Consider the following 12,246-nt stretch of genomic DNA (forward strand, 5'->3'; position numbering starts at 1 on the left):
TGCGAGGGGACGGACGCGGACGCACCCTTATCTGTCCAGCGCGTGTTCGCCAACTGTTCCCCCTCATTTGATCTTCGACACCGATCCTATCGAGAACTCAACAGGCTGGTGCGGCAACCAGCTAGCCTCCGCTGTATCGAGCTTGCGGCCCGGGAATTCCGTCGAACGTAGTCGAATTGTGGTCGCCCACGGCGTGTTCCACCGCCATATCGCTACGCTGGGCGGAGCGGCCTGAGCTATCTCGATGTTGCGGAAGCCCGAGCAGCGGGGGTCAGTGGCGGGTGCGGAGGTATTCGTCGTGTTCGCGGTCTTCTTGGTGGTAGCGCTGGGTGAGGGTGGTGAGGCGATGGATTTCGGTGGCCATGGCTTGGGGGGCTATGGGTTTGGCGATTATGGGGTCGCCGGTTTTTGCGTAGTAGCGGCCGTCGGGGTAGTCCATCCACCAGAAGCCGCGGGCGGGGGTGGGGCGGGCGTCGAGGGCGGGGCCGGGGCAGATGGTTATTTCGCCGAAGGCGGAGCGGGGGCGCTGGAAGATGCGGTCCAGTTGGTCGATGGGACCGAGGTCGTGGGCGTGGCGGATGTGGCGGTCGCGGTCGGCGGCGATTTCCGCGCGCCGGATCTCCAGCGGCGGGTGGGTGCCGGGGCCGCACGTGGGGAGTGCGATCACCGCCTGCCGGGCGACTTGCTCTGCGGCGCAATAGGTTACGAAGACGTCGCCGCCGGTGTCCGGATTCGGGCCGGGGAGTTGATGCAGGGCGGCCCCGGCTTGCGCGCGAACCGCGCCGTGGAACCGGTGGGTGTGCGATAGGTCGGTACCGTCGAACCCCTTCGACTCGACTCGCACATCCGGCTCGAGCAGAACCTCGATGGCGCGTTCCAGTTCGGGCGAATACTTCGCGAGCAGGGAACTGACGGCGGCATCGCGGTGGCGCTTCAGCTCATCGAAGTCGGCGATCTCCGTCCGATAATGCAGCGGATAGGGCAAGCGATCGCGACCATATGCGGCCCAAAGTATTTCGAACTCCAGACCGCTGAGCCTGTGCGCACCCACGCCATCGCCTCCGTCGACTGCCATCCCGCTGTCCTTCCCCACTCTGCCACCTTCACCGATTGCCATTCCCGCGCTTACCCACTCTGTCAGCTGCTGCCGTATCGCTGCTCAGGCCCGGGGTTTCGTCGAACGTAGTCGAATGGTGGTCGCCCACACCGAATTCGGCCGCCATATCATTACGCTCGGCGAGCTGCCGGCGGTGGACAGCGCAGCAAGCGATCTGGGCGCGGCGGCAGGTCGGTTTGCTGGCGCGCGTCGATTCGGGTGGTGCGCACGTTTTGGCTGGTGAATTGGTGTGTGGCGTGCGGATCGGTGCGTAGGGCTGACTGACTTGTGCTCCGCGCGTGCTGTATTGCTCGGGGTGGTGCCGCGTGCCGGTTGGTTTGCCGTGTGTGTTGGTTGGGTTGACCTGTTGGTGTGTGCCGATTCGCGTGCTGCGGATGTTTCGGCCAGCGATTTGGTTCGTGGCGTGCGAATCGTTGTGCGGGGGTGCGGTATCGGGATGTAGGCCGCTGCGCCACGATTCCGAACGATCTACGCGAGGATTCGAAGATTGGTTCGCCCAGCATTGTCGGTGGGGTGACCGGGTGGGCACGGGTTCAGTCCCGGGTCGGGGCGTCGGGGTCGGCGCCGATCACCGGGGGGACGGTTTTGGGTTGGGAGTCCAGGCCGGTGAGCTGTTCGCCGTGCTCGGCGGTGATCAGGTAGTCGGGAACGCTCTTCTTGCGGTCGTCGTCGTTGCCCTTGCTCTGGCCGGGAGCACCCATGCCGGACATGCCGGAGCGGCCCGATGTGCCGGTGCTCTGGCGAGTGGTCGCGGCGGACGTGGTTGTCGCGGTCGTGGGCGTGCCTGCGATGCTGCGGCCGGGGCTGGGTTGGGTGGTGCCCGGGGTGCCGGGGGTGCCGGTGCTGGTTGGGCGGCCGGTGGTGGTTCCGATGCCGGGGGTATTGAGGCTCGGGGTGGACGTGCTCGGTGCAGCGGTGGTGGGGGAAGTGGATTGGGTTGTCGCAGTTGTGCTTTGGGGCGCGGTGCCGGCCGCGGTGGTGGCATCCGGTGACGCTGTCGACGGGGTCGTGTCGGTGCCCGCCTGCTGACCCGAGCCCTGGCCCTGGTTGCTCGAGCCGTCCGAGCCGTCGCCACCGGAATCCGACGAACCGTCATCGGAACCCGAAGGTCCGTGCGTGCCACCGGAATCGACTCCCGGTATGACCGGGCCCGGGCCGTCGGTGATCGTCGGCGCGGTCGGCATATAGGGCACCCCGACATCGGTCTGCCCCGCGACCTGGCCGTACACCGTGCGCAGGATTCTGCGCCCCTCCTGCTCGGCTTCGGTGCTGGTGTATTCGCCGGTCTTCATGACGCCGTCTTTGGGCAGCGTCTTTCCCGCTATATCCGGGCGTTCGGTCAGCCCCGGCATCAATGCCTGGGTCTGCTCCAGGCCGGTCTTCATTTCCGAGAGTTTGAGACTGGTCAGCGTGGCCGCCTGTGCGAGCGGAACGGACTTGTCGTAGTAGTTGTTCACCGCGGTGGTGGCTGCCTGAGCTGCGGCACCGGTCCATCCGGCGTGGCCGTTCTGGCCGGTAATGGTGCGACCGAATTCGCGCTTGAAGACCTCGAAGGTGCCGGTCAGGTCCGCGCCGATGTTTGCCCACATGGTGACCGCATCATCGACGAGCTTCGGTTTCATCGCCGAGACGGCGGTCTGCATTTGCTCGAGGGTGAGGTGGTCGTAGCTGTCGGGAGTCGTGATGTGCGGTGGTTGCGTCTCGCCGTCGAAACCGATGTAGCCCGACTCGGTTTTGTAGATCCAGTCGCGGTCTCGGTTCCATTGCTCTTGGGCCTCGATGACCCGGCGCTGGTAGTCCTCGTAGGTCATTCCGGAGTCACCTGCGCAAACTGGGAGGCGCGGTCTTGGTCTTGGGCGACGAAGTTCGCAATTGCTTGCGCCACAACCTGTTTCACGGTTTCGACCGTCTCGATGTGCTGCTTGATCACTGCGTCCAGCGACCGGTCGGTCCCGGCAGCGGTTTCGGAGAACTTCTTCTCGAGAATCTTGCCGGAGTTGAAATCGCCGAATCCCGTTATTAGGCTTATGTTGCCGATCTTGTCCAGCACCGTATTCAGCCTGTCGATTTGGTCGTCGCAGACCTTGTCCAGGTCCTTTCCGACTTCAGGGTCCAGTGAGAGCGCACCGATGTTGGCCTGGTCAAGTAGCCGATTCCATTCCCCCGGATCGACACCGTTGGTCATTCCCCCTCCTTCAATGTTCAGGCAGGTACGGAGCCAAGGCTTCGCTGAGACGATGTACTTCAGCGCATGGTTCACCAGCGCTGGCGCCGACAGTCCCGGACCGGTTCATTACCTTGAAGTCGACTATCCCACGCGGCACCTCGACGGCGAGCCAGCAAGTCTGGTCATGCGTGGCGCCGCGTGGGCGAAATTGGAGTGCCGTTCGGGAACCAACAGTCGTCGACACATAGTCCACGTAATCGGTCCTCTGTCTGCTCTCCTCTAAGGTGTGTTCCGACGACAAGATTCCGAAGTTGTAGGTTTTCGCTGCGGATAGCCAACCGCAGACCTTCCAGCCTGTCGGGTCGACTCCGGCGACTGTGGTGTCCTTGCTGGCGGCGTTCAGTCCGAGCGCGGATATCGCCGAATCCGGTATGTCGCAGGGATTCCAGATCGCTGCTTCAGGATCTTTCGATGTGGTGGCGGTTACCGAAGTGGCTGCCGATGCTTTCGTGCTGCTCGGCGTCGGAGCGCTATCGCTTGAGCTGCTATTGCATCCGGCAAGTGCCAGCGCCGCGCCAAGGATCAGGGCCGCGACGCGCGGCATCTTTGCTTTACCAGCCATCCGCGAACCCCTTCGCTGCCACGCGTCCCGAGGGCAACACGCAATCCCCCATTGCTCCGCAACCCTACCGGCTCTCGCGGGAGACCGGCAATGAGACGAGCCGATGTTCAGGCACCGAAAGCCTCCCGCACTCGCATCGTGCGGGAGGCTGCGTATCGATCACTCAGGACTGGCTGAACTTTCCATCGGAGACGGCCGCAGTGAAGGCATCCCACTGATCGGAGGTGAACACCAGTGCCGGACCAGCCGGGTTCTTCGAGTCCCGCATACCGACGAAGGAGTCGACCAGGAAGGCGACTTCAACGCAATCTTTACCGCCCGAGCTGCGGATACTCTTGAACCACTGAGCTTCAGATAGGTCGACGTCGTACTTGTTGGTCACCGCCGTACTCCCTTGCGATCTGCCGAAGCAGGCTCCTGCTTGCGGTCTCGTCCAGCGCTCGCCGCCAGATGGCGTCATGGGCAACATGGTAGCGCTGGACATGATGTGGTGACTCCAAATACAAATCCCCCGTGAAGTTTTCGAGGTAGACAACCGATGGCTCGATCGGCTCTCCCTTCTTGTCGACGTCGAAGTCGACGATCGTGAACAGCCCGATGGGATCACCCAAGGGGATGCCAGCTGAGTGCGGAAGGATTCGCAGCGAGACGTTCGGCAATGTGGAAACGTCGGCAAGATGCTTCAACTGTGCGCTCATCGTCCTTGCATCGCCGACGACGCGGCGCAGTGCGCACTCCAAAAGCACTATCTTCAGTTCGATTGGCCGCCGTTTGCGAGTGATCGCGCGCTGTCGCCGAAGCTTCAATTGCACGCGGCGATTGATTTCGTCATCAGTGTCGGTCGGGAACACGTCGCGAGCGAGTACACGCGCATAGCCGGGAGTCTGCAGCAACCCCAACACGACATCCGGCGCATACGAAGTCAACCGCCGCGCCGCTGCCTCCAAACCCACATACACATCGAAGTCTTCAGGAATCAACTTCCCGTACTCATGCCACCAACACTTCCCCGACGCCTGCTGCGCCAACCCGAGCAGCCCTTCCGTGACCACCTCTTCCGCGTCATACACCGCGCACAGCTCTCGAATATCCAGCAGCCGAATCCGATTCGTCTGCCCGGTCTCCAACCGCTGCAAGGTCGTCTGACCGCGTTCGATCAACCGCGCCGCCTCCGGCATCGTCATCCCCGCCTGTAGGCGCAGGTCACGCAGATGGCGCCCCAGTTGTCGTCGCGGAACTGTACTTCCTGAATCCGTCATAGCCCCCTGCCTCAGTTTTCGGTAACGAGTGTGATGTGTCCACGGACGTGCCGATCCGCGGACACGGAACTTGTCCTCGCCTTTCGGCGCGATTCGAATGCAGACCCCATGTAGACGCTGACTCCTCCGCCTGTCGCGTGCTGTGCTGTTGCCGCGCCCGGCCGGAGAGCCGTAGGAAACTCGAGAAACCTATTGGATCACAACGGATTGCCGCGTATCCGCAGTTTCGGCCGGGCGCTTTCGAACTCACCGATACGAAGGAGGCATCCGATGGATCACCGAGACCGGCCGTGCGCCTCGGGGTTGGGTCGGGCGTATCCGAGCGCACCGAGGCGAGTTGTGGATTGCCGGGGCTGGTGGTGTGTTTCGGGGTTGGGTCGGGTGGATTCGAGCGCGTCGCGGCGAGTTGGGGGTGTCGTGGATTGCCGCGGCTGGTGGTGTGTTTCGGGGTTGGGCCGGGCGTATCCGAGCGCGCCGAGGCGCGTTGAGGGTGTCGTGGATTGCCGGGGCTGGCCGTGTATCTCGAGGTTCGCCCGTGCGCATCCGAGGGTGCCTGGGCGCATCGGGAATCCAGTGGGTGACAGCGCGGTCGCCGATGCGCCCAGGCCGGGCTCGCGACCTTGCTGATCGAACCTCTGCCGACGAAGGGTGAGGTGCTGCGTGCCTGTCGCGGCGTCGAGCAAGCCGCCCACCCGCTGCTGAGCGCCGCGTATGAACTCACCTGCCTGCACGAGAGTCGGCTCGTCGGCGGCTGCCGAATCACTGACATCGACAGTCGGAGAGCGAAATTGGTGCGTGAGATCAATCACTGGGTCCGTGCGCACCTACCGCCCGCACACGGCAGCGCCTCGGTGCACACCGAAACGCTGGGTGCGGTGCTCGACCGGCTCGCCCAATACACCGCTACCGCCTACGCCGCCCTGGCGAGCGCAGCGGACTACGACCTCGGCGACGTCTGGGAGTCGCTGGCCGAATTGGCCATCGGTTACGAGGATTTGGCAGCCGAGGTCAGCGCGGGCCGCCGCCGACTCCCCGGCGGCCCGTGACCATCCCCCGCCACGCCCGAACACAGCGGGCCGAGAGGTTGCGGGATCGTCGAATCCCGCAGCGGAGACGCCGGATTCCTATCCGGGCGGGCGCGTCGCCGGGCGGCCGGACCCCGCACCCTGATGGAGTTTCGGCTGGCGCGCGTCGGATCGACGGCGGCTGATGCGCTACTTCCCCGGTGGTGGGTGAATCTGTGCTGCCATTGCCGACGGCCGCATCCTGCATGGGGTTTCGGTTGTCGAGGGGTGCGTGTCGGATCGACGGCGGCTGATGCGCCACTTCCCCGGCGGTGCGTGAATCTGCGCTACCACTGCCGACTGCCGCACCCCGATGGTGTTCGGCTGTCGAGGGGCGCGCGGGTCGATCGTGCCACCCCGGCTGGCATTCCGATACCGGTGCCGAATTGATCGCCGAATGATGGGTTCGCCGAAAATCCTTCGGGCACACCGTCGAACGGACGCAGGGTGGGGAAGGTGGCATCGCCCAAGGGGGGATTCTTCGAGCCCTAGGGTTGGCTGTTCAGGGCGCGAATCCTCCCTAACGTAAGCGAGGTAATCAATCAACCTCGCTTTCAGGAGCAGTGAAATGCGAATCAAGTCCTTCATCGCGGCCGGTCTTCTCGCCACCGCCGCCGTCGCCGGGGTGTCGACGGCAGCAACCGCGTCCGCGGCCCCGGCCTACTACTACGGCACCTACGCCACTTCCGCCGCATGTGCGGCGGACGGCGCCTCCCCCACCACCGGCGGCTACTACTACGAGTGCGTCGAAACCTACAGCGGTTGGGATCTCTACATCTACTACTGAGTCGATCCGCCGATAGTCGAAATCGGCGGCACGACACAATGATCAAAAGCGGGAAGTCCGAACGCACCGGACTTCCCGCTTTCGTTGTGGGCAGGCGAATCATCCGCCAGCCCAGCAAGACTCAGTGGCCGCCGTTCTCCTGCAGCCGCTTGATCGAGGCCTCCACCTCGGCCTCGGCCTCGGCGCGGCCGACCCACTCCGAGCCCTTGACGAACTTGCCCGGCTCCAGATCCTTGTAGCGCTCGAAGAAGTGCTTGATCGCGGCCAGTTCGAACTCCGGCACATCGGCCAGGTCCTGGATGTGATCCCAGCGCTGGTCGCCCGCGGGCACGCACAGGACCTTGTCGTCGCCGCCCTTCTCGTCGACCATCTTGTACATCGCGACCGGACGCACCTCGATCAGGCAGCCCGGAAACACCGGCTCCGGCAGCAGGACCAGCGCGTCCAGCGGGTCGCCGTCCTCGCCGAGGGTGTTCTCGATGTAGCCGTAGTCGGCCGGGTAGACCATGGACGTGTAGAGGAAGCGGTCGAGCCGGACCCGACCGGTCTCGTGATCGACCTCGTACTTGTTCCGAGAACCCTTGGGGATCTCGATGGTGACGTCGAACTCCACGCCATCTCCTTACTGATGCTTCTGGGTGACTGTCGTCGGAACGCCGACTCGACAGGTGTTCGGGGGGAACGGTGCCGGAACGAGGATAGTGTGGTCCGCGGGCACTCGGGTGCGGTAGGTGGGTGGACCCGGCGACGGTGCGACGGTCGGGCGGTACGAGACGGAGAGACGGCGGGCACGTGGTGGGTGGCAGCAATAGGAATATCGGTAGCTTGGCCACCAAGCGACGCCGCAATATCTGGATCGGCGTCGCGTTCACGCTGGCCTTGCTGCTCGGTGCCGGGGCGGGCGTGGTGATCGCGGTCAAGCCGTGGACCGAGGAATTCCGACACGGCGGGCTCACCATCGCCGCGCCGCCCGAACCGATCAAACCGGTTCCGCGAGTCACGCCCGCGCCCTCGAATGCGCCCGCGCCGACTCCGTCCGGTGTCGCCGCCGCGCTCGCGCAGGTGGTCGCCAATCCGGACCTCGGTGCGTTCGCCGGTGAGGTCACCGATGCCGACTCCGCGACAGTGCTGTGGAGCGGCGAATCCGATAAGCCGATGATTCCGTCGTCCACCGCCAAGGTCCTCACCACCGCGGCCGCCCTGCTCACCCTGCCCGCGGATCATCGGGTGACTACCCGTGTCGTCACCGGATCCGCGCCCAATGAACTCGTGCTCGTCGGTGGTGGCGATCCGACACTGACCGCGCAGCCCGACGGCAAAGGGTATTACCCGAACGGGCCGCGGCTGTCGGATCTGGTGTCGCAGATCAAAGATTCCGGCCATCCCGTCGACACCATCGTGGTCGACACCTCCGCGTATTCCGGCCCGCCCATGGCCCCCGGCTGGGATCCGGTCGATATCGGCGAGGGTTCCATCGCACCGATGGATCCGGTGATGCTCGACGGCGGCCGTCTCGACCCGCTGGTGGAGTATTCGCCGCGCACCCCGACTCCGGCCCTGGCCACCGGACAGCGTCTGGCCACCGAACTCGGACTCGATCCCGCCAAGGTGCGGATCGGCAACGCCGCCGCCGATGCGACCGAGGTGGCGAGCGTGCAATCCGCGCCGCTGCGGGACCGCCTGCGCGACACCATGGTCCATTCCGACAATGTGCTCGCCGAGGCCATCGGCCGCGAGATCGCGGTTGCGTCCGGTAACGAGGCATCGTTCACCGGGGCTGTCGCCGCCCTCGAAACCGCGCTCGGCAAGGGCGGATTCGATCTCAACGGACTTTCGATGCGCGATAGCAGCGGCCTGTCGACCGAGGACCGGGTGCCTCCCCGGCTGCTCGACAAGATCATCTCGACCGCCGCGAAGCCGAGCGGGGCCAATGCCGCGCAACCGAGCAATACCAAGGCCAGGCCGGAGACCGACCGCATAGCGACCACCCTGGCGCCGCTGCTCGACGATCTGCCCATTGCGGGTGCGACGGGGTCGCTGAGCAGCCGTTATGTCACGCAGAACCGGGGCGGCGCGGGCTGGGTGCGGGCCAAGACCGGAACTCTCTCGGTGGCGAGCACGTTGGTCGGGTATGTGCTGGACAGCGACGGGCGGGTACTGACCTTCGCATTGATGTCGAACGATCGGCCACCGGAGCTGAGCCGGCCCGCATTGGACGCCATCGCCGGCACGCTGCGTAACTGTGGATGCTCGTGACGGGTGGTTGACCATGTTCGAAGGCACTGAAAAATCGGGCGCCGCGCCCGCCGTGAATTCGGGTGCGGACGATCCGGCCGAGCGCAGACGCTCCGGATTTTCCGGTGCCGTCGATTGGCGTCTTGCCGCGCGCACCGGCGCCGCGCTGGTGCCGTCCGGCCCGCGGACCTCGCGGTATTCGGCCGAGCAAGTAGTGAGCGAGCTGTCCGAGGCATCGGTGCGGGCGGAGGGGCCGGTTCGTGAGGTGACCGGTCTGCTCGACGACCAGCCGGTGCCCTCGGCCCTGGTCGTGGACCGACCCGGCTGGATCAATGCGGCCGCCGATTCGATGGCCCAGTTGACCGGCACCGGGCAGGCGTCGGACCAGGGCCTGCTCGCAGGCAAACCCGCCGGTGTGCAGGCCGGCGCGATGCTGGCCTTCCTGTCGACCGCGATCCTCGGCCAGTACGACCCGTTCACCGGACCCGATGGGACGCTGCTGCTCGTCGCGCCGAACATCATGGCCGTCGAGCGTGCACTCGGCGTCTCGCCGACCGACTTCCGCTTCTGGGTCTGCCTGCACGAGGTGACCCACCGGGTGCAGTTCTCCTCCGCGCCATGGCTGGCCGATTACATGCGCGCCAATGTCGACACCCTCGGCGAAGTCGGCGAAGAACCGCTCGCCGATATGCTCGGTCGCCTCGTCGAAGAGGTGCGCGACCGTCGCCGCGGCACCGGGCCGGCAGACCCGAATTCACGCGGTGTGGTCGGCCTGCTCCGCGCGACCCAGGCCCCGCCGCAGCGCGAAGCCCTGGACCGCCTGCTGATGCTCGGCACCCTCCTGGAAGGCCACGCCGACCACGTCATGGATGCCGTCGGCCCTGCCGTCATCCCCACCGTCGAACAAATCCGCGCCGCCTTCGACAAGCGCCGCAAACGCCCCACCAACCCCCTCCAACGCCTCCTGCGCGCCCTGCTCGGCGTGGACGCCAAGGTCGCTCAATACGTCCGCGGTAAGAAATTCGTCGACGCGGTGGTGGCCCAAGTCGGCATGGCCCAGTTCAACACCGTCTGGACCAACTCCGAAACCCTTCCGCTCGCAACGGAAATCGAGGCTCCTGAACGCTGGGTGGCGCGCGTCCTCGGGGGCGTCTCATGATCGGCGAAGGCTTCATCGCTCAGCTTCCCGAGCGAATCGCGGGCACTGATCATCGATAGTCTCCGGATATGAGCCGGAGGGCGGGAGCGATGCCCGGGAATTCGCGGCGGCTGCCCGAGACCGAGGCGGTGCTCGAAGTGCGGCGGGCGGTGCGGGGGTGGCTGGCCGATTTCGAGACGGGTGATGTGGCCGTCGCGTTGTCCGGTGGTGCGGATTCGCTGGCGTTGACGGCGGCTGCGGTGGTGGAGGCGGCACAGGTCGACGCACTGGTCGTGGATCATCAGTTGCAGGCGGGATCGGAAAAGGTAGCGGCTGAGGCGGCGGCCGCGGCGTTGGCGCTGGGGTGTCGGTCGGCACATGTGCTGACGGTCGAGGTCGGTGCGGACGGGGGATTGGAGGCGGCGGCGCGGGCGGCTCGGTATGCGGCGCTCGACGGGGCGCGGGGTGGGTTGCCGGTGCTGCTCGGGCACACGCTCGATGATCAGGCCGAGACCGTGTTGCTGGGGTTGGGGCGGGGATCGGGTGGGCGGTCGATTCAGGGGATGGCGGCATACGTTGATCCGTGGGGGCGGCCGCTATTGGCGGTCCGCCGGGCGGTGACCAGGCAGTTGTGTGTCGATATCGGACTGACGCCGTTCGAGGATCCGCACAATTCGGCGGCGGAGTTCACCAGGGTGCGGTTGCGGAATGAGGTTCTGCCGCTGCTGGAGGAGGTGCTCGGAGGTGGGGTCGCCGGGGCGTTGGCGCGGACGGCTGAGCAGTTGCGTGATGACGGTGCCGTATTGGATGAACTGGCCGACGAGTTGTTGCGGGCCGCGAGTACCGGTCCGGCGAGTAATGGGCCGACTCTCTCGATCGAGACCCTCGCCACTGCCCCCGCGGCCTTGCGCCGACGCGCAATCCGTGCATGGTTGCTGGCTGGTGGCGCTAAAGCCCTGACCAACAAGCATTTACAGGCGGTTGACGAATTGATTACCGCGTGGCGCGGGCAGGGCGGCGTCGCGGTGGGCGGCGGGCAGCCGGGACGCAGGTTGGTCGCGGCGCGCGAACATGGCAGGCTGACTTTGCGTCTGCAAGGATCCGGTGACACATAATGGATCGGCCGGGGAGGCACCCCGCGGCGCGAGCGACGGGCCCGGAGGCGTAGCGAAGCGCGTGACCACGAAGGCCCCGGGACTGCCGCAGATACAACACCGGAAGGGAAACCAACTGACGTGTACGAGGGCGATATCGCGTCGGTGCTGATCACCGAGGAACAGATCGCGGCCAAGACCCAGGAGTTGGCCGAGCTGATCGCCAAGCGCTATCCGGCCGACGCCCCCGAGGGGGATCTGTTGCTGGTCGGCGTGCTCAAGGGCGCCATCTTCTTCATGACCGATCTCGCGAAGGCGCTGCCGATTCCCACCCAGATGGAATTCATGGCCGTCTCCTCCTATGGCTCGTCCACCTCGTCCTCCGGTGTCGTGCGCATCATGAAGGACCTGGACAAGGACATCGCGGGCCGCAATGTGCTGATCGTCGAGGACATCATCGACTCCGGTCTCACGCTGTCCTGGCTCAAGCGCAATCTGTCCACCCGCAATCCGGCCTCGCTCGAGGTCGTCACGCTGCTGCGCAAGCCGGACGCGCTACGCACCCACGTGGAAGTCGCGCACGTCGGCTTCGATATTCCGAACGAGTTCGTCGTCGGCTACGGCCTCGACTATGCGGAGCGCTACCGCGACCTGCCGTATATCGGCACCCTCGACCCGAAGGTCTACGGCGGCGCGTAATCACGGCATGAGCGAACGCAGTGAGTGAACAGAAAACGCAGCCGCCCAGCGGTTATGCCGGAGC

The 12,246-nt window shown here is 65.6% G+C and carries 13 protein-coding genes and 1 pseudogene; 7 read left to right on the plus strand and 7 right to left on the minus strand.

The genetic code is table 11. The annotated features are described in order from the left end of the window. Nucleotides 1–271: 271 nt before the first annotated feature. The 6 genes from ACQPXH_RS02980 to ACQPXH_RS03005 form a co-directional block, all read right to left on the minus strand. A complete protein-coding gene (locus ACQPXH_RS02980) occupies nucleotides 272–1,075 on the minus strand; it encodes an ESX secretion-associated protein EspG (protein ID WP_433600797.1) in 804 nt (267 codons plus the stop codon). Between the two features lie 575 nt (nucleotides 1,076–1,650). Further along, nucleotides 1,651–2,928, minus strand: a complete 1,278-nt coding sequence (locus ACQPXH_RS02985) for a hypothetical protein (protein WP_433600798.1) — start codon at nucleotides 2,926–2,928, stop codon at nucleotides 1,651–1,653. Beyond that, nucleotides 2,925–3,302 (minus strand): hypothetical protein, encoded by a 378-nt coding sequence (locus ACQPXH_RS02990; RefSeq protein ID WP_433600799.1) that lies wholly within the window; start codon nucleotides 3,300–3,302, stop codon nucleotides 2,925–2,927. Before ACQPXH_RS02990 ends, ACQPXH_RS02985 begins: the two co-directional genes overlap by 4 nt. 10 nt (nucleotides 3,303–3,312) lie before the next feature. After that, entirely contained in the window at nucleotides 3,313–3,906 is a 594-nt protein-coding gene (locus ACQPXH_RS02995; RefSeq protein WP_433600800.1) for a DUF3558 domain-containing protein, read from the minus strand. A gap of 163 nt (nucleotides 3,907–4,069) precedes the next feature. Beyond that, complete coding sequence (locus tag ACQPXH_RS03000; RefSeq protein WP_433600801.1) at nucleotides 4,070–4,288, minus strand: DUF397 domain-containing protein; 219 nt, start codon at nucleotides 4,286–4,288, stop codon at nucleotides 4,070–4,072. Then, entirely contained in the window at nucleotides 4,257–5,165 is a 909-nt protein-coding gene (locus ACQPXH_RS03005) for a helix-turn-helix domain-containing protein (RefSeq protein WP_433600802.1), read from the minus strand. Before ACQPXH_RS03005 ends, ACQPXH_RS03000 begins: the two co-directional genes overlap by 32 nt. A gap of 620 nt (nucleotides 5,166–5,785) precedes the next feature. Between ACQPXH_RS03005 and ACQPXH_RS03010 the strand changes: the two genes are divergently transcribed. The 3 genes and pseudogenes from ACQPXH_RS03010 to ACQPXH_RS03020 all read left to right on the plus strand — a co-directional run bounded on the left by ACQPXH_RS03010 (nucleotide 5,786) and on the right by ACQPXH_RS03020 (nucleotide 7,016). Then, nucleotides 5,786–6,211 carry a DUF4254 domain-containing protein gene (locus tag ACQPXH_RS03010; protein ID WP_433600803.1) on the plus strand — a complete coding sequence of 142 codons (426 nt, stop codon included), beginning with the start codon at nucleotides 5,786–5,788 and terminating at the stop codon, nucleotides 6,209–6,211. A gap of 28 nt (nucleotides 6,212–6,239) precedes the next feature. After that, nucleotides 6,240–6,329 (plus strand): annotated as a pseudogene (locus ACQPXH_RS03015) (DUF1542 domain-containing protein); the annotation flags it as partial. Nucleotides 6,330–6,797: 468 nt separating this feature from the next. Next, nucleotides 6,798–7,016, plus strand: a complete 219-nt coding sequence (locus tag ACQPXH_RS03020) for a hypothetical protein (protein WP_433600804.1) — start codon at nucleotides 6,798–6,800, stop codon at nucleotides 7,014–7,016. A gap of 121 nt (nucleotides 7,017–7,137) precedes the next feature. On the opposite strand, the gene ACQPXH_RS03025 is transcribed toward ACQPXH_RS03020, so the two are convergent. Then, nucleotides 7,138–7,629: an inorganic diphosphatase gene (locus ACQPXH_RS03025; RefSeq protein WP_433600805.1), complete on the minus strand. Its 492-nt coding sequence runs from the start codon at nucleotides 7,627–7,629 to the stop codon at nucleotides 7,138–7,140. 203 nt (nucleotides 7,630–7,832) lie between these two features. On the opposite strand from ACQPXH_RS03025, the gene ACQPXH_RS03030 reads away from it, so the two are divergent. The 4 genes from ACQPXH_RS03030 to hpt all read left to right on the plus strand — a co-directional run bounded on the left by ACQPXH_RS03030 (nucleotide 7,833) and on the right by hpt (nucleotide 12,182). Further along, nucleotides 7,833–9,272, plus strand: a complete 1,440-nt coding sequence (locus ACQPXH_RS03030) for a D-alanyl-D-alanine carboxypeptidase/D-alanyl-D-alanine-endopeptidase (RefSeq protein ID WP_433603278.1) — start codon at nucleotides 7,833–7,835, stop codon at nucleotides 9,270–9,272. Between the two features lie 13 nt (nucleotides 9,273–9,285). Then, a complete protein-coding gene (locus tag ACQPXH_RS03035; RefSeq protein WP_433600806.1) occupies nucleotides 9,286–10,410 on the plus strand; it encodes a zinc-dependent metalloprotease in 1,125 nt (374 codons plus the stop codon). A 68-nt stretch (nucleotides 10,411–10,478) separates the two neighbouring features. Beyond that, nucleotides 10,479–11,504, plus strand: coding sequence for a tRNA lysidine(34) synthetase TilS (gene tilS / locus ACQPXH_RS03040; protein WP_433600807.1), 1,026 nt, complete (start codon nucleotides 10,479–10,481; stop codon nucleotides 11,502–11,504). A 120-nt stretch (nucleotides 11,505–11,624) separates the two neighbouring features. Continuing rightward, a complete protein-coding gene (hpt, locus tag ACQPXH_RS03045) occupies nucleotides 11,625–12,182 on the plus strand; it encodes a hypoxanthine phosphoribosyltransferase (RefSeq protein WP_063042806.1) in 558 nt (185 codons plus the stop codon). Nucleotides 12,183–12,246 lie beyond the last annotated feature (64 nt).

Source organism: Nocardia sp. CA-135953 (genome assembly GCF_050955735.1).
Taxonomy (GTDB): domain Bacteria; phylum Actinomycetota; class Actinomycetes; order Mycobacteriales; family Mycobacteriaceae; genus Nocardia.